Origin of the sequence: Mycobacterium paraffinicum (genome assembly GCF_025822865.1) — a bacterium.
Taxonomy (GTDB): domain Bacteria; phylum Actinomycetota; class Actinomycetes; order Mycobacteriales; family Mycobacteriaceae; genus Mycobacterium; species Mycobacterium paraffinicum.
This window is the reverse complement of the sequence record NZ_JACKUR010000016.1, coordinates 1-22188: the sequence shown is the minus strand read 5'-3', so window position 1 is coordinate 22188 and position 22188 is coordinate 1. Positions and strand designations below refer to the sequence as shown.

Genomic DNA, 22188 nt, shown 5'->3' with positions numbered 1-22188 from the left:
TCAGCCGACCTCCGGAAAGTCCGTTGGGTCCGTGCGGCCCCGGCCCATCAGCTCCAAGCCCGCCAGCGCCTGTTCGGCGCCCGCGCGGTCCGTCTTCTCGACGGCGAAGCCCATGTGAATGATTATCCAGTCGCCCGGGGCGAATGTCTCCTCCGGCAGCATGCCGACGTTGACCCTGCGCTGTTCGCCGGTGACGTCGACCAGGGCCAGCTGCCCTTCGAAGCCGTCCAGCATCCGGATCACTTGGCCGGGGATCCCTAAACACATGGCTCGGTACCCTCTCGGCTGGTCGCGACCGAGTGCGCTTGCAACGCCGCGACGATCTCCTCGACGGCCCGCGCGGCGCGGGGAACCGCCTGGGCCACCGGCTCGGTGAGGCCGATGCCCTCCTCGACGCTGCCCGCCTCGCACCCGACGACGACCGTGTAGGGCGGATTGCCGCCCAGCGCCCGCAGGCTGGCGAACACCGCCGCCGGATCCATGCTGTGGCCGTCGAAACCCATTGCGGTGTGATCCGATTCATGATCGGCCTGGAAGACATGCAATGTGCCGGGGTTGCCACGGCTGGGGACCGCGTCGACGAGCACCAGGGTGTCCCAATCCTCGAGCAGGTCGTAGGCCAGGTGCATCCCGCTGATGCCGTAGTCGGTGACGCGGACGCTCGCACCGTCCTGCGCGATCTCGGCGGTGCGGATCACCTCTGATCCGAATCCGTCGTCGCCCAGGAAGATGTTGCCGATGCCCGCTACCAGGATGCGTGCTGTCATTTCAGCCGGTTACATCCGCCTCAGTTTCAGGTAGCGGCGGGCATCGGGCAGGGATGCCACCCCGAGCGCCACGCCGATCGCCACCACCAACGCGATGATCGCGATGAATATCCAACCCAGGATCTCCATCTCGGACTCCTTTCACGAGTTTGCCGGGCTGCGTTGAGCTTCCAGAGGCTCGATTTCGTCGGGGGAGAAGTAGAGGTAGCGGCCGTACCAGTCATGCAGGTCGGCGGCCGGGTCGTCCTCGACGACGACCGCGACGTGCTTGGTGCCCTCGACATCCTCGTGCACCGAGGTGACGCGGGCGGTCTTGCCTGCGACGAAAATGTCCTGCGCGTCGGCGTTGCGCCTGGGCCGCAACCGGACCCGGCTGCCGCGCGCCACCCGGACCCCGTTCACCAGCACCGCATCGATTTCCGGGCGTACCGCGTTGTCGGCCAGCGGATCCCACCAATCGACCCCGTCGGGGATCTCCGGGACCAGGCCCGAGATCGCGTGGGGATCGCGCAGCACGCCGTGCAGGCGAGCCATCGCGTCGGGAGACATGGCGTCACATTGGTCGATGATCCGCGCCGCCCGTGGATCGGTGGCCCGGGCCTGCGCCTTCTCCTCGTCCGTCATGGTCATCACCCGCAGGGTGAGGATCTCGTCGATCTCGGTGCAGTCATACAGGGCGGTGTCGCTCTGCTCGGCGACCTCCGGGTGGTCGTAGAGGATGATCGGCGAGATCAACAGCAAGTCCCGGGCGCCGGGCGGTCCGGCCAGCACCGGAAAGCAGCGGTGCTGGCCGCACCGGGCTGCCGCGTCGAGGGCCGCGGGCGACGGCTCGAGCAGCGAAACGAACTGCGCGCCCTCGACTTCGGCGATGAGGTGCGTTCCGATCATGGACCGCGCGATCGAGTCGTTCTTGTCCGCTGCACCGTCGCCGATGTTGCTGACCCGCACCGACACCCGGCACAGGTCGCCGTCCGCCTCGCCGGCGACCGTGAGCACGCCACGTACCTCCCGTCGTTGCCGCACTAGGCGCCCACCATCGAGGAATTCGATGTCGGTGCCCGCGTCCGCCGTCACCGACAGTGTCCACGGCCGGCCGTCGAGCGCGACAGGGCCGAAGGACCTTTCGCATTCGACCGCTTCGTCCCAGGTCAGCCACGATCCGCCCGGGGTGGCGAGCTCGTCGACGGGCTCGTATTCCCCGGGGGCGACTTCGCGCTCGGCCCGGCGGTGCTGCAACTGCAGGAATCGCACCACCAGGGTCAGCTTCCCGGCGCCGTCGACCAGGAATTGTGCCGCCAGGGTGTCGTCCTCGCCCAGGCCGGCCTCCGCGGCCCCGGGCGGGCCCAGAACGCCGAATTGCCAGCGTGATTGGTTCTTGCTCGAGGTGCCGCGGTACGGGTAGAGCAGGTAGCCCTCGTAGAGCACCGCGTCGGCGACGGCGCGGGCCCGGTCCCGACCCTCGGTCACCGCGCCGTCTCCCGGTCCGTGTCCAGCAGTGCGGTGATCGCGTGGTCGAGGTCGAGCAGCCCGTGCGCCGACTTGTATGCGGCCAGGGCGGTGATGGTTTCGTGGCTCAGCCGCAGCCAGCCGGCGTTCGGGTAATGCTGGGCCATCAGCTGCCGCCAGACCGTGACCGGCATGTCGTAGCGGCATTCACAGTCCCACGGGACTTGCTGGACGGAAAACCCGCGTTCGGATTTGACGAAAATCGTTCCGCTGAAGAGGAACTGGAGCGGTAGCGCCCCGTCGCGCAGCGCATGCAGGTATTTGGCGGCGGCGACCTCGAAGTCGTAGGTGCAATCGAGCGGCAGCGCCACCGTCGTGTTGCCGGCGAAGCCCTGCACCATCGCGGTGCAGTGCTGCCAGAGGAAGGTGCGCTGGGTGCTAGCCCAGCGTTCGCGCGGCCCGAACAGGTCCAGCAGCCCGGCGGCTTCGTCGTCGGAGTACGAACGTCGCAGCGGCTCGATGCGGACCTGGCAGCGCAGGGCGATCGCGTGCACCGGGTCGGCCGCGCTACCGCCGGTGTCGATGGCGACGCGCGCGGTCAGCACCGGGCTGACGGTGTACGGCTCGGGCGCCACATCGAGGACCGAGAAGTCGACGTCCATCATGGCGGTGTTCTCACGGCGCGCGCTTCGAGCTGGGAGAAGAAGCCGTCGATGAACTCGCGCGCCTCCTGCCCTCCGTCGAAGCCACGCCACAGCGTGCGCAGTCGCCCGACGAATTCGTAGCAGGCGTCGATGGGGACGAGATAGCTCTGCGGCGCACCGGATTCGGGGACCCGGACCAGCAGCGCCTCGACGTCGTCGGCCAGCAGGCCCGCTCGGGCGTCGGCGCCGCTGAGCGCGTCCCAAACTTCCAGCGCGAGCTCGGATTCGCAAGCGCCGGCCGGCCCGGGATAGAAGGCGACGGTGCGCCCGAGTGCGGAGTTCGTGAAGAAGAAGGCGACGCCCACCGGGATCTGCAGCGCCTCCCAGGCCCGGCGATCCAGCGCGAAGCCCGGGAATGACAGATACCGGTCGGGCACCGCGCGGTAGCGAAGCTCCGCCCGGGAGTCGGTGAACAGCAGATAGCAGGCCCGGCATACGCACATGAGCTGGCGGTCCGCCACATTCACCACGTGCTGGTGGGTGTCCGCGATCGATTCCGAGCACATCTCACACCGCTCCCCGGCCGGTTCGGGGGCCGCACGGTTGCTGCGGATGCGGGTCAGGACCTCGTACGGGGTCGTCATGCCGGGGCGCCCATCGGTTCGGCCAGCGCTACCGATGGCACCCCGTCGCGCACCAGCAGGGGGAGCGGCTCGAGGTGAGTTCCGCCTGCGCCGGCACCCGCGTGGACGACGTCGAACTGCGTGCCGCAGCGCGGGCAGCCCAGCAACGTCTCGCGAAGCCGGGCACCCGCCAACGAGTCGTCACACACCGGACAGTGGTCACGGTAGGCCAGCGGCAGGTCGCCGATCCTGCACACCACCAGCGGGGTGTCCGACACCAGGAAGCCCGCCACCTCGCCGGGCTCCAGCTCGGCCAGTTCGGGTACCGGGTACCAGGTCGGGCTGGTCGAATGCAGATGGGCCAGTAGGGATTCGGCGGGTATCACGGCCGGGCCGGACGCGGATTCGGCGGTCACCACCTCGATCGACGAGACCTCGGGCGCGGCGGCGCGCACCGCGTCCTGGACCGCCAATTCCAGCGTCACCGCCGACGACGGACAGCTCTTGCAGCTGCCGGTGAATGCGAGCCGCACGGTATCGCCATCGACTCCGATCAGGTCGACGTCACCACCGTGCGAGCCCAGGTACGGCCGCACCCGGTCGAGCGCGTCCGACACCCTGCGGTGCACGTCGTGGGGGTGCAGGCCGTGGACGAGGAGCAGGCTGGCCACCAGGTCGTCGGTGGCCAGCCGCTCGGCCAGGCCGGGGCCTGGTCCGTCCCGGGAGCCCTCTTGAGCCAGCAGCATGATCCGTTCCAGCCCGGCCCCGTAGAGCCCGACCACTTCCCGGACCAACTCCCTTGCGCGTTCCTGCGCGGCCGCCCCGCTCGCCGCGCAGGAATCCAGCAGGGTCTGGATCCGATCGCCCGCTGTGCGCCAACGCGCCGCACTGTCGTCAAGGGTTTCCGGGCGATCCACCATCTCCTCACTCCCCGACGGGTGACTGAGTTGGCGTGTGCAGTCTCTCCAGGGTCTTGCCCTTGCCCAGGTACATGTGCACACCGCAGGGCAGGCACGGATCGAAGCTGCGCACCGTGCGCATGACGTCGATGCCCTTGAAGTTCTCCCGGCTGTTCTCCTCGAATATCGGTTGACCCTGCACCGCGTCCTCGTACGGCCCGGGCGTGCCGTAGCTGTCGCGCGGATTGGCGTTCCACGGGGTGGGCGGGTACGGGTGGTAGTTGGCGATCTTGCCGTCGCGGATCACCAGGTGGTGGCTGAGCACGCCGCGCACCGCCTCGGTGAAGCCGCACCCGATGGCCTCGTCGGGCACCTCGAAGCGCTCCCAAGTCTTGGTGCGGCCGGCGCGGATCTCGGCCAAGGCCTTCTCGGCGAAGTGCAACGCGCACGCCGCCGCGTAGGCCTGGAAGTAGGTGCGCGCCCGGTCCCGCTCGATGGTGTTGCTGCCGTACTTGGGCACCTTCCACTCGAACTCGACCGGACCCTTGAGCGCGGTCTTGGGCAGGTTGATCTTGACGCTGTTGCCGGTCGCCTTGACGTAGCCGATGTCGACCAGGCCGGCCAGCGCGGTCGACCACAACCGGGCCAGCGGGCCACCGCCGGTGTCCAGCGCCAGGTGGTCCTTGCCGTCGAACCAGCGCGGCGACATCACCCAGCTGTACTTGCCGCCGTCCATGTCCCGCTTCTGCGGGTGCGGGTTGGTGTGCTGGTTCCACGGGTGGCGCCGGTCCACCGCGTTGCCCAGGGGGTCGGTCTTGACGAACATCTCCTGCTCGGTCCAGTCGTCGTAATACGAACTGCCCAAGAGGATCCGGATGCCGAGGTTGATGTCCACCAGCGAGTGGGTGAGCAGTTTGCCGTCGACCACCACACCCGGGGTCACGAACATGGCGTTGCCCCAGCGCTCCATGTCCTTGTACTCGAAGTTGCACACCTCCGGGTCCTGGAAGGACCCCCAGCAGCCGAGCAGGGTGCGGCGCAGCCCGACCTTCTCGTAACCCGGCAGCGCCTCGTAGAAGAAGTCGAACAGGTCGTCGTGCATGGGCACGACCTTCTTCATGAACTCCACGTACCGCATCAGCCGGGTCATGTAGTCGGTCATCAGCTGAATCGTCGCGACGGTGCCGACCCCACCGGGGTACAGCGTGGACGGGTGCACGTGGCGACCCTCCATGAGGCAGAACATCTCTCGCGTCCAGCGGCTGACGACCAGCGCCTCGCGGTAGAACTCGCCGGTGAACGGGTTGAGCGAACGCATGATATCGGCGATCGTCTTGTACCCGTGGGCGTCGGCCTGAGGCGCGGGCGTCTTCTCGGCGAGCGAAAGCACACTCGGGTTGGTCTCGGACACCATCTTCTCGCAGAAGTCCACGCCGACCAGGTTCTCCTGAAAGATGTTGTGGTCGAACATGTATTCCGCGGCCTCACCGAGGTTGACGATCCACTCGCCGAGGTGCGGTGGCTTGACGCCGTACGCCATGTTCTGCGCGTAGCACGAGCAGGTCGCGTGGTTGTCGCCGCAGATCCCGCAGATGCGGCTGGTGATGAAGTGGGCGTCGCGCGGATCCTTGCCCTTCATGAAGATCGAGTAGCCGCGGAAGATCGACGAGGTGCTGTGGCACTCGACGACTTCGCGGTTCTCGAAGTCGATCTTGGTGTAGATGCCCAAGCTGCCCACGATCCTTGTGATGGGGTCCCAGGCCATGTCGACCAGTTGGCCGGGTTCCCGCTTGGCGTGGGTGGGCTCCGGAATGATGGTTGTCATCGCACTTCTTCTTCCCGCTGTGGGCTCTTGAGCTCGAGGGCTCAGATTTGAGAACGAAGCGCGCCCACCCGGTAGGTGACCTACCAGGTGCGGCGCGCTCCGGTGGTGAGTTGGTTACCGTTGTGGCGCCACCGCGGTTCCTTGTCGACGGTGCGCGCGGTGATACCCCGCAGATTGCGAATCACGGTTCCGTACAGGCCCGACGCGGTGGTGGAGACCTTGCCGCCCGGCGGCTCGTCCATGAACGGCATGAACTTGTCGGGGAAGCCCGGCATCGTGCATCCGATGCAGATCCCGCCCACGTTGGGGCAGCCGCCGACGCCGTTGATCCAACCACGCTTGGGCACGTTGCATTTGACCACCGGGCCCCAACAGCCAAGTTTGACAATGCATTTCGGCGATCCGTATTCGGTGGCGAAGTCGCCCTGCTCGTAGTATCCGGCCCGGTCACAACCCTCGTGCACGGTGGCGCCGAACAACCACGCGGGGCGCAGCGCGTCGTCGAGCGGGATCATCGGCGCCTGACCGGTCGCCATGTAGAGCAGGTAGGTCAGCGTCTCCGACAGGTTGTCGGGATGGATCGGGCATCCGGGCACGCACACGATGGGAATGCCGGCCTTGCTCTTCCAGTCCCACCCCAGGTAGTCGGGCACGCCCATCGCCCCCGTCGGGTTACCGGCCATGGCGTGGATGCCGCCGTACGTGGCGCACGTCCCGACCGCGACGACCGCGGTGGCCTTGGGCGTCAGCCGGTCGAGCCACTCGCTGGTGGTCATCGGCTGGTTGGTGGCCGGGTCGTTGCCGAACCCGCACCAGTAGCCCTCCTCCTTGATCTTCTCGTTCGGGATCGACCCCTCGACGACGAGCACGAACGGTTCCAGCTCGCCGCGGTCGGCTTTGAAGAACCACGACAGGAAATCGTCCGCCCCTCCGCTGGGTCCGCACTCGAAATCGATGAGCGGCCAGTGCACGGCGACCTTCGGGAGCCCCGGTAACGCCCCCAGGGCAATCTCCTCAACAGAGGGTTGGGTGGCGGCAGTCAGCGCCACCGAATCGCCATCACAACTGAGCCCCGCATTAATCCATAGGACATGAATCAATGTTTCTTCCGCTTTGACTGCTGCTTCTGTTGGCATGCTGCAGCTTTCCGGGGCCGGGCTGAGACCCCTGCGCCGCCGGAGTCGACCGTCGGCCCACTTGCGCAGCGCTAATTTCTGGGTCTACTCTTCACCGCCCAGTGTGTCAACGTCTTTGCGGCACCAAGTAGTTAGACAACCGTTGCATACCCTTCCGCACCGCTCGGGGAGCAGTCGTCGGCCGCGCCGATGCCCCGACATCATGCGAAAGCATTGCAAGAGCGGACCCGTCAGGCCGGCGCGTCCGCGGCGAATCGTCGCAGCCAGCCGAACCAGGCGCCCATCCCCGCACCGGTCCGCGCACTGAGCGGCAGGATCGTCGCCGTCGCATTGACCTTGCGCACGTGGGCGATGTACTCATCGACATCGACGTCCAGGTACGGAACCAAGTCAATCTTGTTGAGTAACACCACATCCACCGAGCGGAACATCACCGGGTACTTCAGCGGCTTGTCCTCGCCCTCGGTCACGGAGTAGACCATGGCCTTGGCGTGCTCACCCACGTCGAACTCGGCCGGGCAGACCAGATTTCCGACGTTCTCGATGATCACCAGGTCCAGCGCGGGCAGGTCGAGACCCGGCAGTGCGCGGTTCACCATCGGCGCGTCGAGGTGGCACTCGCCACCAAAACCGTTGCTGGTGTTGAGCAGTGACACCTGGGCGCCTCGACCGCTGAGCTTGGCCGCGTCCAGGTCGGTGGCGATGTCGCCCTCGATCACCCCGATGGCAAGCTCACCGGCGAGCTCGTCAAGCGTGGCCTGCAGGACGGTCGTCTTGCCCGATCCCGGCGAACTCATCAGGTTGAGGGTGCGCACCCCGCTGCTCTCGAACGCCGCGCGGTTGGCGTCGGCGAGCAGGTCGTTCTCCGCGAAGATCGCCTCCAGCACGTCGACCCGCTGTTTGCCGGTCTGGTATTGGCCGTGATCGCCGTGCCGGTGATCCGGGTCGTCGTGCTCGTGGGTGTGCACGGTCCCGTCGTCATGCCGATGAAATCTACCCATGGTCAAATCCGTTCGGAGCAGGCCAGTTTCACGAGACGTCCAACGACGTCACCAAGAATTCGTTGCCGCGCAACACCTCGACGTCGGAGCTGTCGCACTCGGGACACCAGATCGACCAGGCCGACGTGATCTCCGATTGCCGGCCGCACGCGCGGCAGCGCACCTCGGCGCCGACGCACTCGAGTTCCAGCTCGGCGCCGGGCATGTCCTCGGCGTCCCGCACCAGCGTCCAGCAGAACGACAGCGACTCGGGCACCACTTGGCGCAGCGCCCCGATCCGCACGCGCACGACGTCGACGTGCCGACCGTCGGCATGCGTCTTGACCACACCAGCGATCGCTTCGCACAGCGACAGCTCATGCACAGCCGATCACCGGCGTCCGGCCGCAGCGAGGCTCATGAGCACTGTTCTACACCGACGGCCCAGGATGCGCAGCCGCTCTCGGGGCTCGCGGTTCTACGACGACGTCCACTTCTGTTCGAGGCGCCCGTAGCGCCAGACGAGCAACGCCACCGCCCAGGTGACGGCGAACGCGCCGACGACGAGATAGCCGACCACGCCCAGGTCCAGCCCGCCGATCCAGCTCCAGAACGCGCCCCGCCAGCCGAACTGCTCGGCGAACAGGGTGAGCAGTTCGACGCTGCCGATCAGCAGCGCGACGACCACCGACAGTGCGGTGATGGTGATGTTGTAGTAGATGTTGCGCACCGGATTCGAAAAGGCCCAGCCGTAGGCGAAGTTCATGAACGAGCCGTCGATGGTGTCCAGGAGGCACATGCCGGCGGTGAACAGCACGGGCAGGCACACGATGGCGTACCACGGCAAGCCGGCGGCCGCACTGGTGCCCGCCAGGATCAGCAGCGCGATCTCGGTGGCCGTGTCGAAGCCGAGCCCGAACAGCAGCCCGACGGGGTAGGAGTGCCACGACTTAGTGACCGATTTGGTGAAGCGGCCGAGGAATCGGTTCATCAGGCCCCGGTTGTCCAAGTGCCGTTCCAGTTCTGCCCCGTCGGTGTCGGGGTCGTAACCACCGCGGCGCACCCGCGCGAACACCCGCAGGATGCCCACCAGCACGACGACGTTGAGGAGGGCGATCGCATAGAGGAACACACCGGAGACGCCCGTGCCGATCAGTCCCGTGTAGTGATGCAGCTTCGAGGAGTCGTCGCGGACCGGTCCCACGATCGTCTTGACCCCGGACGCCAGCAGGACCGCCAGCGCGAAGACCACCGTGGAGTGGCCCAGCGAGAAGAAGAATCCGACCGCGAGCGGCCGCTGCCCGTCGTTCATCAGCTTGCGGGTGGTGTTGTCGATGGCGGCGATGTGGTCGGCGTCGAACGCGTGCCGCATTCCCAGGGTGTAGGCCGTCAACCCGACGCCGACCCCGAATGCCTTGCCCCCCATGCTGAATTGCGCCGGGGCCACGAAGGCCGCCAGGGCGAACCACCCGACTACGTGGAGCGCGACGATGATCGCCGACATCGATGCGAGCCGCCCCCACTCCGCCGGTGTCAGGGCGCCGCGCAGCCTGGTCGTCCATGACGGCCGGCCCAACTCAGTACTGACCACTGGGTTCCTCCAGGGTCCTTCCAGCATCGGGCATGGAACGGAACAACCCGCACGACTGTATGTGCCATCGCCAGCCAGATGCAAGTAGGTCGCAGGAATTCCGGGAGGCCGGTGCAGGGCGAATTCGGCCGAAAACTGGCGCACCCACCGCGGCGGCGCGACACTGAACGGGTGACGCCAAAGCCGCCGGCGCTGGACCCGTCCGTCACCGCCCGGATCGGCGATCTTCTGCGCGCCCGGGGGCTGCGGCGGATGTCGTCGCGGATTCAGGTGCTGGCGGTGCTCGAGCCGGTCGACGGCCATCTCCCGGTGGCGGAGATCCACAAGCGGGTGCGGGCGTGCCTGCCGCACGGGGCCCACGCTCCCGACGTGGCGACCATCTATCGCACGGTGACCACCCTGGTCGGCCAGGGAGTGCTGCACCCGTTGACCCTCGACGGCGGTGTCACCACTTACGGGATGGCCACCGCGCCGCACCACCACGCCGTGTGTACCGAGTGCGGCTCGATCATCGAGGTGCCCGCCCGGCAGCTCAGTTCGGCGCTCGAACACGCGATGGCGGGCAGTTCCTTCGCGCTGTCCGAGGCCGCGGGCCTGACCCTGCACGGCCTGTGCCCGCAGTGCCAAAAGCGCTGAGCTGCACCAACGGTGACGACCCCCAGCGGCCCGGCTACGCCGCGCTTGCGATCGCCACTAGGACAGATCGAGTAGCGCGTTCTCGACCACCTCGGGCAGCGCCGGATGAATCCAGTACTGGCCGCGGGCCATCTCGTGGGCGGTGAGCCCGAAGCTCATCGCCTGGATCAGGGGTTGGATGATCGACGACGCCTGGTGGCCCATGATGTGCGCGCCCAGCAGGCGGCCGGTGCTGCGCTCGGCGATCAGCTTGACTATCCCGGTGGTGTCCTCCATGGCCCAGCCGTAGGCGACGTCCCCGTAGTCGTGGATCGCGACCGAGACCTCGAATCCCTGTGCGATGGCCTGGTTTTCGGTGAGGCCGACGGATGCCAGCTGAGGGTCGGTGAACACGGCCGACGGTACGTGGCGGTGATTGGTCATCACCATCGACTCGGTGTCGTCCCAGTCGCAATGCAGGTTGTGCTGTACGACGCGGGCCTCATGGTTGGCGACGTGCTTGAGCTGGTATGGCGACGAAACGTCGCCGAGCGCGAAAACACCACGCGCCGAGGTCCGTTGGTATTCGTCGACCACCACCCGACCGCTCTCGACCTCGACACCGGCCTGTTCGGCGTCCAGCAGGTCGGCGTTGGACATCCGCCCGGTCGCGACCAGCAGCAGGTCGGCGTCCAGCGTCGACCCGTCGTCGAGCCGCAGCGCGACCCCGGAGCCGTTGTTGGTGCCGCCCACGACGTTTCGGTGTGTGCGCAGTTCCCATTTGGCTGCGGCGATGCGGGTGAAGCGTTTACAGACGGTGTCGTCACAGTGCCGCAGCATCGAGCTGCCGCGGATGACCAATGTCACCCGGACGCCGAGGGCGGAAAAGACATGGGCGAATTCCGCTGCCACGAAGCCGCTCCCGATGATCACCAGGTGCTCGGGCAACTCCGGGATCCGCATGATCGTGTCGCTGGTGTGATAGGCGACGCCGCAGTCGAGGATCGCGGGAGGGATGACCGGGCGGGACCCCGCCGCGATCACCACCTGATCGGCGGTGAATTCGTCGCCGCCGTCGGTGCGCAACAGGTAGCGCCCGTCGGGCTGAACCGGTCCGAACCGGGTGTGCTGGTCGTACAAGTCGACGCTGGGTGACGCGCGGCGGTAATCTTCGCCGCTCATCGAGATCGGATCGATCCGGCCGAAGATCCGCGAGACGATGTCGTCCCAGCGGATCCGGTCGACGTGCGCGTCGACACCGAAGCGTGCCGCGTCCCGGATCGTCGTGGCGACTTCGGCGGCGTAGACGAACATCTTGGTCGGGATGCACCCGACATTCAGGCAGGTGCCACCGAACGTGCCGTGCTCGCACAGCGCCGCGCGCTTGCCGGTGAACCGATCGTCGAGAAGGGTGTTGCCCGAGCCGGTTCCGATGATGGCGATGTCATAGGTCTCCAACCCGTCACCCCATCCTCGAAGAGGGCTCGGTGCGGTCGGTGCGCAGGTAGCGGTCCAGCCAGAGGTCGAGCTGGCGGTAGGCCGCCCGCCGAGGCTGCGGCAGCGAGAGGAAGACGTCGTGTTTGGCGTCGCCGATCGGCACGATGGTGCTGTGATTCCCGATGCAGCCGGCCCGCCTGGCGATCTGGGTGACGTCGAGAACCGCGTCGCCGCACTGCATGGACGCCGCGTCGCTGGTTTCGGCCACCGTGTGGTCCGAGCGTAGGATGAGGTTCGGCACCCCGACGTCGAGCCCGCGGTGCAGCCGGGCGTGGCCGCGGCGGATGGCGTGCAGCCAGCCGAGCGTGATCGGGAAGCCGCCCACCGGTTTCCACTGCAGGTCGTAGTCGAACTCGCCGTGGTAGTCGCGGTGCAGGGTGGTGCCGTAGCCGCCCTCGGTGGGCGACCGTACTACCCCCCTGGACCGCACGCGGGACAGGCCGGCGATCAGCGCCGAGGTCACCGAATGGCGCAGCACCGCCGGGCCGTGCAGGTCCAAAAACGGGCTGTTCAGCACCAAACCGCCGATGCCGGCGTGGGCTGCGGCGTCGCGCCGGCGGAGCCGGTCCAGCCATAACGACACGATGAGCCCACCGGAGGAATGGCCGTACACCAAGACCTTGGCGGGCCGGTGGTGCTCGCGGATCGCCGCCAGGGCGTGGTCGAGTTCAGCGTCGTAGTCGTCGAGGTTGGTGATGAAGTGCGGTGTCTGGCCGTCGCGGCGCGACCGGCCGCATTTCTGTAGGTCCAGCGCGTAGAACGCAAAGCCGCGGTCGGCGAAGTGGTCGGCCAGCGCCGTGTTGAAGAAGTAGTCGGTGTAGCCGTGCACGGCCAGCACCGCGTGACCCGCGCCGGAGGGTCCGGCGGGCTCACCGCGCCGGATCAGCGTCGCGACGATCTCGCCCTCGCCGACCGGGTCGGGCCCGAGGGGGATGGTGCGCTGCCAATAACCGGGCAGGACATCGGGCACCCAGCCAGTCACGAGGCCAGCTTAGAGGTTTTGCTGGCGATGGGGAGGCGCACGCCGTCCGTGCCGGGTTTGCCTCGGGATAGCCTGGGAACCGGCACAGTCGACGGAAGGACCAGGAGCAGGTGTCATCGCTAGCCCGAACCGCACGGACGGACGTCGTGCTGGTGGGCGCGGGCATCATGAGCGCAACCCTGGGTGCGTTGCTGCGGCGGCTGCAGCCCGACTGGTCCATGACCTTCGTCGAACGCCTGGACGCCGTCGCGGCCGAAAGCAGCAGTCCGTGGAACAACGCCGGCACCGGGCACTCCGCGCTGTGCGAGCTCAACTACACCCCGCAGATCCCGGACGGCTCGATCGACATCACCAAAGCGGTGCGCATCAACGAGCAGTTCCAGGTGACCCGCCAATTCTGGGCCTACGCCGCCGAGAACGGGATCCTGACCGACACCGGCTTCCTCAACCCGCTCCCGCACGTGAGCTTTGTGCGCGGGGCGCAGCGGGTCGAGTTCTTGCGCCGACGGCAGCGGGCCCTGGCTCCCAACCCGCTGTTCGCCGGCACCGAATTCATCGACGACCCGCAAGAGTTCGCCCGCCGGCTGCCGTTCATGGCCGCCAGGCGCGACTTCTCCGAACCGACCGCGCTCAACTGGGCCCCCCACGGCACCGACGTCGACTTCGGTGCACTGGCCCGACAGCTCGTCGGCTACTGCGTGCAGGGCGGCGCCACCGCGTTGTTCGGCCACGAGGTCCGCGACCTGACCCGGCAATCGGACGGCAGCTGGACGCTGCTGATCCGCAATCGGCGCACCGGCGAAAAGCGCCGGCTGAACGCCAAATTCGTCTTCGTCGGGGCCGGCGGCGACGCGCTGCCGCTGCTGCAGAAGGCCGGCATCCACGAGGTCAGGGGCTTCGCCGGGTTCCCCATCGGCGGCCGGTTTCTGCGCACCGACAACCCCGCGCTCACCGCCGCGCACCGGGCCAAGGTGTACGGGGTCCCGGCGCCGGGCGCCCCGCCGCTCGGCGCGCTGCACCTGGACCTCCGGTTCGTCAACGGCAAATCCTGGCTGGTGTTCGGGCCGTACGCGGGCTGGTCACCCAAGTTCTTGAAACACGGCCGCCTCAGCGACCTGCCCCGCTCGGTGAAGCCGGACAACGCACTGTCCATGCTGGGGGTCGGCCTCACCCAGCTGACACTGATCAACTATTTGATTCACCAGCTGAGGCTGTCCGAAACGGACCGCATCCACGCGCTGCGCGAATTCGCCCCCAGCGCAGCGGATTCCGACTGGGAGCTGACCGTGGCCGGTCAGCGCGTGCAGATGATCAGGCGGGACCGGCGCAAGGGAGGCGTGCTGGACTTCAGCACCACCGTGCTGGCCGCCTCCGACGGCAGCATCGCCGGGCTGCTGGGAGCCTCGCCGGGAGCATCGACGGCCGTGTCGGCCATGCTCGAGGTGTTGGAGCGGTGCTTCGCCGGCCGCTATCAATCCTGGCTGCCCACGCTCAAAGAGATGGTGCCGTCGCTAGGGGTGGAGCTGTCCCGCGAGCCGGCGTTGTACGACGAGGTGTGGTCCTGGGGAACCGAGGTGTTGGGGTTGCAGTCCGATTCGGGGGTTCGGTCATGAGTGAAGCGTTGCGCCGGTCCTGGGCCAAAGACCTTGACGCCCGGACCCTTTACGAGCTGCTCAAGTTGCGGGTGGAGGTGTTCGTGGTGGAGCAGGCCTGCCCGTACCCGGAGCTGGACGGGCGCGACCTGCTCGCCGAAACGCGGCACTTCTGGCTGGAGACGCCCGACGGCGAGGTGATCTGCACGCTGCGGTTGATGGAGGAGCACGCCGGCGGCCGAAAGACGTTCCGGATCGGCCGGCTGTGCACCAAACGCAGCGCGCGCGGGCAGGGCCACACCACCCGGCTGCTGCGCGCCGCCCTGGCCGAGGTCGGCGACTACCCGTGCCGGATCGACGCGCAGACCTACCTGTCCGACATGTACGCTCAGCACGGGTTCGTCCGCGCCGGTGACGATTTCGTCGACGACGGCGTTCCGCACGTGCCGATGCTGAAGCCCCAACGCCCGCCTCCTCAGGGGGATACCCCGCCGGCATCGCCGACGGGCGGGCCGGGCGCCGGCCTGACGGAGCTCCCGTGAAGCCGTATCCGTTCAGCGCGATCGTCGGGCACGACCAGCTGCGCCTCGCGCTGCTGCTGTGCGCCGTGCGCCCGGAGATCGGCGGTGCGCTCATCCGGGGCGAGAAGGGCACGGCCAAGTCGACGGCCGTGCGGGGCCTGGCGGCGTTGCTGTCCGAGGCGACCGGTGACGCGGGCGCCGGCCTTGTCGAAATGCCGCTCGGCGCAACCGAAGACCGGGTGATCGGCTCCTTGGACCTGCAGCGGGTGCTGCGCGACGGCGAGCACGCGTTCTCGCCGGGACTGTTGGCGCGCGCGCACGGCGGCGTGCTGTACGTCGACGAGGTCAATCTGCTGCACGACCATCTGGTGGACGTGCTGCTCGACGCCGCGGCGATGGGCCGGGTGCACATCGAACGCGACGGCATCTCGCATTCGCACGAGGCCCGGTTCGTGCTGATCGGCACCATGAATCCCGAGGAGGGCGAGCTGCGTCCGCAGCTGCTGGACCGGTTCGGCCTCACCGTCGACGTGCATGCGTCCCGTGACATCGACGTGCGGGTGGAGGTCGTCCGGCAGCGCATGGCCTACGAGGCCGACCCGGACGCGTTCGCCGAGCGCTACGCCGACGCCGAGGCCGAACTGGCCCGGCGCATCGCCGCCGCCCGGGCGCTCGTCGGCGAGGTGGTATTGCCGGACAACGAGTTACGGCGCATCGCGGCGGTGTGCGCGGCGTTCGACGTCGACGGGATGCGGGCGGATCTGGTGGTGGCCCGCACCGCCGCCGCGCACGCCGCCTGGCGTGGGGCCAAGTCCGTCGAAGAGCAAGACGTCCGGGTGGCCGCGGAGCTGGCGTTGCCGCATCGGCGCCGCCGCGACCCGTTCGACGACCCCGGCATCGACCGCGACCAGCTCGACGAAGCGCTGGCGCAAGCCGGCGACGACGACCGCGATCCGGAGCCCGACCCGCCGGGCGGCGGCCGGTCCTTGGAAGGCGCTGGGGAACAACCGAACTCGTCGGCGCCGTCGAAGCCGCAACCACCGCGCCCCAGCGCGCCGCCGTCCAAGACCTTCCGCGCCCGCGCGTTGACCGTGCCCGGGGTCGGTGCGGGCGCGCCGGGGCGGCGATCGCGGGCCCGCAACGCCAGCGGCAGCGTGATCGCGGCCGCCGACGGAAACGACACGAGTTCCGGCGCGCACGGGCTGCACCTGTTCGCCACCCTGCTGTCGGCCGCCGAGCGCGCCGGGTCCGGCCCCCTGCGCCCGGGCGCGGATGACGTGCGGCGGGCGATCCGGGAGGGGCGCGAAGGCAACCTGGTCATCTTCGTCGTGGACGCGTCGGGCTCGATGGCGGCGCGCGACCGGATGGCCGCGGTGAGCGGCGCGACGCTGTCGCTGCTGCGCGACGCCTACCAGCGCCGCGACAAGGTCGCCGTGATCACCTTCCGCCAGCAGGAGGCGCGGCTGCTGCTGCCGCCGACTTCGTCGGCGCACATCGCCGGCCGGCGGCTGGCCCGGTTCGACACCGGCGGCAAGACGCCGCTCGCCGAAGGCTTGCTCGCCGCGCGTGAACTGATCGTCCGGGAGAAGGCGCGCGACCGGGCCCGGCGTTCCCTGGTGGTGGTGCTGACCGACGGCCGGGCCACCGCCGGAGCGGACCCGTTGGGCCGCAGCCGGGCCGCGGCCGCCCGGTTGGTGGCCGAGGGCGCGGCCGCCGTGGTCGTGGACTGCGAAACCTCCTATGTGCGGCTGGGTTTGGCCGAGCAACTGGCCCGCCAGCTCGGCGCGCCGGCCGTGCGCCTGGAGCAGCTACACGCGGACTCTCTGACGCGCGCCGTGCGCAACGCGGCCTGAGAAGGGTAACCGCCGATGCCACAAGGCCGCCCATTGCGGGTCCCCGAGGACGGACTGAGCACCAGGGCCCGGCGCAACACCCCGGTGCTGGCGGTGCACACCGGCCCCGGCAAGGGAAAGTCGACTGCCGCATTCGGAATGGCGTTGCGGGCCTGGAATGTCGGGCTCTCCGTCGCGGTCTTCCAGTTCGTCAAGAGCGCCAAATGGAGGGTGGGTGAGGAGACCGCCTTCGCTCAACTCGGCCAGGTGCACCAACAGCACAACATCGGTGGGCCCGTGGAATGGCACAAGATGGGCGCGGGCTGGTCGTGGTCGCGCAAGGCGGGCAGCGAACTCGATCACGCCGCGGCCGCGGCCGACGGGTGGGCGGAGATCTCGCGCCGGCTGGCCGAGCAGCGCCACGACTTCTATGTGCTCGACGAGTTCACCTACCCGCTGAAATGGGGGTGGGTGGACGTCGACGAGGTGGTGGACGTGCTGCTGGCGCGGCCGGGTCATCAGCACGTGGTCGTCACCGGACGCGATGCCCCGCAGCGGTTGATCGAGGCCGCCGATCTGGTCACCGAGATGACCAAGGTGAAGCACCCGATGGATGCGGGCCGCAAGGGGCAGAAGGGGATCGAGTGGTGAGTGTCCCCGCGGTCGTCGTCGCCGCCCCGGCGTCGGGCAGCGGAAAGACCACCGTGGCAACGGGTTTGATCGGCGCGCTGCGGCGGGCGGGCCATGCCGTGGCACCGTTCAAGGTGGGCCCGGACTTCATCGACCCCGGTTATCACGGCCTTGCCGCCGGGCGTCCCGGCCGCAACCTGGACCCGGTGCTGGTCGGCGAGAACCTCGTCGGCCCGCTGTACGCGCACGGCTCGGGCGGTGCGGACATCGCGGTGATCGAGGGGGTGATGGGGCTCTTCGACGGCCGGATCGGGCCGGCCGCGGCAGGTCCCGCGGAAGGCTCCACCGCCCACGTGGCCGGCCTGCTGGGTGCGCCCGTGATTCTGGTGGTCGACGCGCGCGGCCAGAGCCACAGCATCGCCGCACTGCTGCATGGCTTTTCGACGTTCGATGCCGCGACCCGGGTCCGCGGCGTGATCCTCAACCGGGTCGGTTCGGCCCGGCACGAACACGTGCTGCGGCAGGCCTGCGAGCAGGCTGGTGTCGCGGTGCTGGGGTGCATTCCGCGCACCGCCGAATTAGAGCTGCCGACAAGGTATTTGGGTCTGGTCACCGCGGTTGAATACGGGCAGCGGGCGCGGCTCGCGGTCGAGGCGATGACCGACCTGGTCGCCCGTCACGTCGATCTGGCGGCCGTGGCGGCCGTCGCCGCGAGCCGGACCGGCACGGCGTGGGACCCGGCGACCGCGGTGGGGGAGACGCCCGGCGGGCACGCCACCGTGGCGATGGCGGCGGGTAGGGCGTTCAGCTTCGGCTACGCCGAGCACGCCGAGCTGCTGCGGGCCGCGGGCGCCGACGTGGTCGAATTCGACCCGCTGGCTGAGGAGTTGCCGGACGGCACGGACGCGGTGCTGCTGCCCGGCGGCTTCCCGGAACAGTTCACCGCGGAACTCTCGGCCAACGAGGCCGTGCGCCGGCAGATCAACGAGCTGGCCGCCGCCGGTGCGCCGATCCACGCCGAATGCGCGGGCCTCATCTATCTGGCCACCGAACTCGACGGCTACCCGATGTGCGGAGTGCTGGCCGGGTCGGCGCGGTTCACGCCCAATCTGACGTTGGCCTATCGCGACGCCGTCGCCGTGGCCGATTCGCCGCTGTATTCCGCCGGGCAGCGGGCGGTGGGGCATGAATTCCACCGGACCGCAATCACATTCGGCGGCGGCTACCAGCCCGCCTGGGCCTATCGGGGCAACGATGCGGATACCGTGCGCGAGGGCGTCGTGCACGCCGGAGTGCACGCCTCGTATCTGCACACCCATCCGGCTGCCGCACCACAAGCCGTCGCGCGGTTCGTCGCGCACGCCGCCGCCCGGCGCGCTCGCCCCGGCCAGCCCTCCCGCTAGTCCCGCACTAGGCTTGCCCGGTGACCGAGAACGCCTACCTCGCCGGGCTGCGGCTGGCCGGCAAGAAGGTCGTCGTGGTCGGCGGCGGCTCGGTTGCCCAGCGCCGGCTGCCCTTGCTCATCGCCAGCGGCGCGGACGTTCACGTCATCTCTCGCAGCGCCACCAGGTCGGTCGAGGCGATGACCGGAATCACGTTGTCGCTGCGCGAATACCGCGACGGCGACCTCGACGGGGCCTGGTACGCGATCGCGGCCACCAACGACGCGCAGGTGAACGCGGCCGTCGTCGCGGAGGCCGAGCGCCGCCACCTCTTCTGCGTCCGCGCCGACATCGCCGTGGAAGGGACCGCGGTGACCCCGGCGTCCTTCAGCTACGAAGGGTTATCGGTCGGGGTGCTCGCGGGCGGCGAGCACCGCCGGTCCGCGGCCATCCGCTCGGCCATCCGGGAGGCGCTGCAGACCGGGGTCATCGCCCCGGACAGCGCGGTGAGCCCCGACGTCGTGCGCGGCGGGGTGGCGCTCGTCGGCGGCGGCCCCGGCGACCCCGAGCTGATCACCGTGCGTGGGCGCCGGCTGCTGGCCCACGCGGACGTGGTGGTCGCCGACCGGCTGGCGCCGCCGGAACTCTTGGCCGAGCTGCCGCCGCACGTCGAGGTCATCGACGCCGCCAAGATTCCCTACGGGCGGGCGATGGCGCAGGACGCGATCAACGACGTCATGATCGAGCGCGCCCGGTCCGGGAAGTTCGTCGTCCGGCTCAAGGGCGGCGACCCGTTCGTCTTCGCCCGCGGCTACGAGGAAGTGCAGGCGTGCGTCGACGCCGGGATCCCGGTCACCGTCGTGCCGGGTGTGACGAGCGCCATAGGAGTGCCCGCCCTGGCCGGCGTTCCGGTCACGCATCGGGCCATAAATCACGAATTCGTCGTGGTCAGCGGACATCTGGCGCCCGGTCACCCCGAATCGTTAGTGAATTGGAATGCGCTGGCCGCGCTCTCCGGCACCATCGTTTTGCTGATGGCCGTCGAACGCATCGAGCTTTTCGCCGACGCACTCATAGCGGGCGGCCGACCTGCGGAAACACCGGTCCTGGTGGTTCAACATGGGACGACGGCGGCTCAGCACACTTTGCGGGCCACTCTCGCCGACACGCCGGAAAAGATCCGAGCCGAGGGCATCCGACCTCCCGCGATCATCGTGATCGGGCCGGTGGCGGCTTTCGGGCTTTAAACGGATCTTAAGATTACTGTAAGGTAACCCTTTATGACGGCCCTCAACGACACAGAGCGCGCGGTGCGGAACTTCACGTCCGCGCGCCCCGATCGTCCGGCCCCGGCGCGCTCCACGCGCCCGGCGGAGACCGCCACCACCCGCATCAGCAAGTATTACCCGGCCTGGCTGCCTTCCCGCCGCTTCATCGCGGCCGTGATCGCCATCGGCGGTATGCAGTTGCTGGCGACCATGGACAGCACCGTCGCCATCGTCGCGCTGCCGCGGATCCAGAACGAGCTCAGCCTGTCCGACGCCGGCCGTAGCTGGGTGATCACCGCATACGTGCTCACCTTCGGCGGACTGATGCTGCTGGGCGGCCGGCTCGGCGACACCATCGGACGCAAGCGCACCTTCATCGTCGGCGTCGCGTTGTTCACCATCTCCTCGGTGCTGTGCGCGGTCGCGTGGGACGAGGTGACCATGGTCATCGCGCGGCTCTCGCAGGGGGTCGGCTCCGCCATCGCCTCGCCGACGGGCCTGGCGCTGGTCGCGACCACCTTCCCCAAGGGGCCCGCGCGTAACTTCGCGACGGCGGTGTTCGCCGCGATGACGGCGGTCGGCTCGGTGATGGGCCTGGTGGTCGGCGGAGCGCTGACCGAGGTGTCCTGGCGGCTGGCGTTCCTGGTGAACGTGCCGATCGGCCTGGTGATGATCTACCTCGCGCGCACCGCGCTGCGTGAGACCAACCGCGAGCGGATGAAGCTCGACGCCACCGGCGCCATGCTGGCGACGCTGGCGTGCACGGCCGCCGTCTTCGCCTTCTCGATGGGGCCGGAAAAGGGCTGGGTCTCGATCACCACCGTTGGCTCGGGCGTGGTCGCGATGGCCGCCGCTCTCGCCTTCATCATCGTCGAGCGCACCGCCGAAAACCCCGTCGTCCCATTCGATCTGTTCCGCGACCGCAACCGGCTGGTCACCTTCGCCGCGATCTTCCTGGCCGGCGGCCTCATGTTCAGCCTGACGGTGTGCATCGGCCTGTACGTGCAGGACATCCTCGGCTACAGCGCGCTGCGCGCCGGCGTCGGCTTCATCCCGTTCGTCATCGCGATGGGGATTGGCCTGGGCGTCTCCTCGCAACTGGTGTCGCGGTTCTCGCCAAGGGTGTTGACGATCGGCGGCGGAATCCTGCTGTTCTGGGCGATGCTCTACGGCTGGGCGTTCATGCACCGCGGCGTGCCCTATTTCCCCAACCTGGTGCTCCCCATCATCGTGGGCGGGATCGGCATCGGCATCTGCGTCGTCCCGCTGACGCTGGCGGCCATCGCCGGTGTCGGCTTCGACCAGATCGGCCCGGTCTCGGCGATCGCGTTGATGCTCCAGAGCCTCGGCGGTCCGCTGGTGCTGGCGGTCATCCAGGCCGTGATCACCTCCCGCACGCTGTACATGGGCGGCACCACCGGCCCGGTGAAGATCATGAACGACCTCCAATTGCACGCGCTCGACCAGGGCTACACGTACGGCCTGCTGTGGGTGGCCGGGGTGGCCGTCGTCGTCGGCGCCGCGGCGCTGTTGATCGGCTACACGCCCGCGCAGGTGGCCCACGCGCAGGAGGTCAAGGAAGCGATCGACGCCGGCGAGCTGTGACGCCGCGGCCGCCGATTGGCGGCCCGCTCCAATAGCTTTGCGCGGGATTCGATAGCGGCGGCGATATCAGATTCGCGGAGCCTTGCGTGGGTCCTCGGCTGCTAGGAGCCTGCTGAATTAGTGGTGTTTGGGGCGAGGCGCCTCGAGCCGTCTTGCGGCGTTGTGGAAGTCAGACCCTGAGGTCGACAGGAGAGGTCGCCCCGCCGGTTTGAGAGTGGCAGGGGGGGGGGGGGGGGAGGCAAGGCCGGTGAGTGGGTGGTTTAGGCGATGGCCCAGGTGTTACCGGTGGAGGTCAGGCCCATCGCGATCAGTCGGCGCAGGTTCAGCGCGGCGGCGCGGTGGTGCAGCCAGTG

General features: G+C 68.8%; 22 protein-coding genes. 8 read left to right on the top strand and 14 right to left on the bottom strand.

Translation table 11 applies throughout. The annotated features are described in order from the left end of the window. The 12 genes from H7J89_RS05250 to nicT form a co-directional block, all read right to left on the bottom strand. Nucleotides 1–267 (bottom strand): HypC/HybG/HupF family hydrogenase formation chaperone, encoded by a 267-nt coding sequence (locus H7J89_RS05250; protein WP_067212491.1) that lies wholly within the window; start codon nt 265–267, stop codon nt 1–3. Continuing rightward, on the bottom strand, nt 258–767 hold the full coding sequence (locus tag H7J89_RS05245; RefSeq protein WP_264037156.1) for a hydrogenase maturation protease: 510 nt from the start codon (nt 765–767) through the stop codon (nt 258–260). The genes H7J89_RS05250 and H7J89_RS05245 overlap by 10 nt, the downstream gene beginning before the upstream one ends. A 9-nt stretch (nt 768–776) precedes the next feature. Next, nucleotides 777–896: a DUF6893 family small protein gene (locus tag H7J89_RS25885; protein ID WP_372513720.1), complete on the bottom strand. Its 120-nt coding sequence runs from the start codon at nt 894–896 to the stop codon at nt 777–779. 12 nt (nt 897–908) lie between these two features. Next, nucleotides 909–2234: a hypothetical protein gene (locus tag H7J89_RS05240; RefSeq protein ID WP_264037154.1), complete on the bottom strand. Its 1326-nt coding sequence runs from the start codon at nt 2232–2234 to the stop codon at nt 909–911. Continuing rightward, entirely contained in the window at nt 2231–2878 is a 648-nt protein-coding gene (locus tag H7J89_RS05235) for a DUF6084 family protein (RefSeq protein ID WP_264037152.1), read from the bottom strand. Before H7J89_RS05235 ends, H7J89_RS05240 begins: the two co-directional genes overlap by 4 nt. Beyond that, complete coding sequence (locus H7J89_RS05230; RefSeq protein ID WP_264037151.1) at nt 2875–3501, bottom strand: DUF5947 family protein; 627 nt, start codon at nt 3499–3501, stop codon at nt 2875–2877. Before H7J89_RS05230 ends, H7J89_RS05235 begins: the two co-directional genes overlap by 4 nt. Beyond that, nucleotides 3498–4400, bottom strand: coding sequence for a NifU family protein (locus tag H7J89_RS05225; RefSeq protein ID WP_264037149.1), 903 nt, complete (start codon nt 4398–4400; stop codon nt 3498–3500). Before H7J89_RS05225 ends, H7J89_RS05230 begins: the two co-directional genes overlap by 4 nt. 4 nt (nt 4401–4404) lie before the next feature. Further along, on the bottom strand, nt 4405–6204 hold the full coding sequence (locus H7J89_RS05220; RefSeq protein ID WP_264037147.1) for a nickel-dependent hydrogenase large subunit: 1800 nt from the start codon (nt 6202–6204) through the stop codon (nt 4405–4407). A gap of 80 nt (nt 6205–6284) precedes the next feature. Further along, nucleotides 6285–7340 (bottom strand): NADH-quinone oxidoreductase subunit B family protein, encoded by a 1056-nt coding sequence (locus H7J89_RS05215; protein ID WP_264037144.1) that lies wholly within the window; start codon nt 7338–7340, stop codon nt 6285–6287. Between the two features lie 230 nt (nt 7341–7570). Beyond that, complete coding sequence (hypB, locus tag H7J89_RS05210; protein WP_067199618.1) at nt 7571–8341, bottom strand: hydrogenase nickel incorporation protein HypB; 771 nt, start codon at nt 8339–8341, stop codon at nt 7571–7573. Nucleotides 8342–8369: 28 nt separating this feature from the next. After that, complete coding sequence (locus tag H7J89_RS05205; RefSeq protein WP_067949288.1) at nt 8370–8705, bottom strand: hydrogenase maturation nickel metallochaperone HypA; 336 nt, start codon at nt 8703–8705, stop codon at nt 8370–8372. Between the two features lie 93 nt (nt 8706–8798). Continuing rightward, nucleotides 8799–9911 carry a Nickel transporter NicT gene (gene nicT, locus H7J89_RS05200; RefSeq protein WP_264037138.1) on the bottom strand — a complete coding sequence of 371 codons (1113 nt, stop codon included), beginning with the start codon at nt 9909–9911 and terminating at the stop codon, nt 8799–8801. Nucleotides 9912–10082: 171 nt separating this feature from the next. Between nicT and H7J89_RS05195 the strand changes: the two genes are divergently transcribed. Beyond that, nucleotides 10083–10547 carry a Fur family transcriptional regulator gene (locus H7J89_RS05195; protein ID WP_264037136.1) on the top strand — a complete coding sequence of 155 codons (465 nt, stop codon included), beginning with the start codon at nt 10083–10085 and terminating at the stop codon, nt 10545–10547. Nucleotides 10548–10604: 57 nt separating this feature from the next. Here H7J89_RS05195 and mtr read toward each other — a convergent pair whose 3' ends face one another. Then, nucleotides 10605–11984, bottom strand: a complete 1380-nt coding sequence (gene mtr, locus H7J89_RS05190) for a mycothione reductase (protein ID WP_264037134.1) — start codon at nt 11982–11984, stop codon at nt 10605–10607. A 4-nt stretch (nt 11985–11988) separates the two neighbouring features. Next, entirely contained in the window at nt 11989–13005 is a 1017-nt protein-coding gene (locus tag H7J89_RS05185; RefSeq protein ID WP_264037132.1) for an alpha/beta hydrolase, read from the bottom strand. Nucleotides 13006–13115: 110 nt separating this feature from the next. Between H7J89_RS05185 and mqo the strand changes: the two genes are divergently transcribed. Genes mqo through H7J89_RS05150 form a run of 7 tightly spaced genes read left to right on the top strand, consistent with a single transcriptional unit; the run spans nt 13116 to nt 21835 of the window. Continuing rightward, entirely contained in the window at nt 13116–14618 is a 1503-nt protein-coding gene (gene mqo, locus H7J89_RS05180; RefSeq protein ID WP_264037130.1) for a malate dehydrogenase (quinone), read from the top strand. Further along, entirely contained in the window at nt 14615–15139 is a 525-nt protein-coding gene (locus H7J89_RS05175; RefSeq protein WP_264037128.1) for a GNAT family N-acetyltransferase, read from the top strand. Before mqo ends, H7J89_RS05175 begins: the two co-directional genes overlap by 4 nt. Continuing rightward, entirely contained in the window at nt 15136–16971 is a 1836-nt protein-coding gene (locus H7J89_RS05170; RefSeq protein ID WP_264037126.1) for a magnesium chelatase subunit D family protein, read from the top strand. The genes H7J89_RS05175 and H7J89_RS05170 overlap by 4 nt, the downstream gene beginning before the upstream one ends. A gap of 15 nt (nt 16972–16986) precedes the next feature. Next, the gene (gene cobO, locus H7J89_RS05165) at nt 16987–17601 is read left to right on the top strand and encodes a cob(I)yrinic acid a,c-diamide adenosyltransferase (RefSeq protein WP_264037124.1); all 615 of its coding nucleotides are present in this window, start codon (nt 16987–16989) and stop codon (nt 17599–17601) included. Continuing rightward, a complete protein-coding gene (locus H7J89_RS05160; RefSeq protein ID WP_264037123.1) occupies nt 17598–18983 on the top strand; it encodes a cobyrinic acid a,c-diamide synthase CobB in 1386 nt (461 codons plus the stop codon). Before cobO ends, H7J89_RS05160 begins: the two co-directional genes overlap by 4 nt. 20 nt (nt 18984–19003) lie before the next feature. Further along, a complete protein-coding gene (cobA, locus tag H7J89_RS05155) occupies nt 19004–20209 on the top strand; it encodes a uroporphyrinogen-III C-methyltransferase (protein ID WP_264037121.1) in 1206 nt (401 codons plus the stop codon). Nucleotides 20210–20242: 33 nt separating this feature from the next. After that, on the top strand, nt 20243–21835 hold the full coding sequence (locus H7J89_RS05150; protein ID WP_264037119.1) for an MFS transporter: 1593 nt from the start codon (nt 20243–20245) through the stop codon (nt 21833–21835). The last annotated feature ends 353 nt before the right edge of the window (nt 21836–22188 follow it).

Excerpts from the sequence above, each read along its gene's own strand:
- H7J89_RS05250 (WP_067212491.1), bottom strand. The coding sequence starts at position 267 with ATGTGTTTAGGGATCCCCGGCCAAGTGATCCGGATGCTGGACGGCTTC.
- H7J89_RS05245 (WP_264037156.1), bottom strand. The coding sequence starts at position 767 with ATGACAGCACGCATCCTGGTAGCGGGCATCGGCAACATCTTCCTGGGC.
- H7J89_RS25885 (WP_372513720.1), bottom strand. The coding sequence starts at position 896 with ATGGAGATCCTGGGTTGGATATTCATCGCGATCATCGCGTTGGTGGTG.
- H7J89_RS05235 (WP_264037152.1), bottom strand. The coding sequence starts at position 2,878 with ATGATGGACGTCGACTTCTCGGTCCTCGATGTGGCGCCCGAGCCGTAC.
- H7J89_RS05230 (WP_264037151.1), bottom strand. The coding sequence starts at position 3,501 with ATGACGACCCCGTACGAGGTCCTGACCCGCATCCGCAGCAACCGTGCG.
- H7J89_RS05225 (WP_264037149.1), bottom strand. The coding sequence starts at position 4,400 with ATGGTGGATCGCCCGGAAACCCTTGACGACAGTGCGGCGCGTTGGCGC.
- H7J89_RS05220 (WP_264037147.1), bottom strand. The coding sequence starts at position 6,204 with ATGACAACCATCATTCCGGAGCCCACCCACGCCAAGCGGGAACCCGGC.
- H7J89_RS05215 (WP_264037144.1), bottom strand. The coding sequence starts at position 7,340 with ATGCCAACAGAAGCAGCAGTCAAAGCGGAAGAAACATTGATTCATGTC.
- hypB (WP_067199618.1), bottom strand. The coding sequence starts at position 8,341 with ATGGGTAGATTTCATCGGCATGACGACGGGACCGTGCACACCCACGAG.
- H7J89_RS05175 (WP_264037128.1), top strand. The coding sequence starts at position 14,615 with ATGAGTGAAGCGTTGCGCCGGTCCTGGGCCAAAGACCTTGACGCCCGG.
- cobO (WP_264037124.1), top strand. The coding sequence starts at position 16,987 with ATGCCACAAGGCCGCCCATTGCGGGTCCCCGAGGACGGACTGAGCACC.
- H7J89_RS05150 (WP_264037119.1), top strand. The coding sequence starts at position 20,243 with ATGACGGCCCTCAACGACACAGAGCGCGCGGTGCGGAACTTCACGTCC.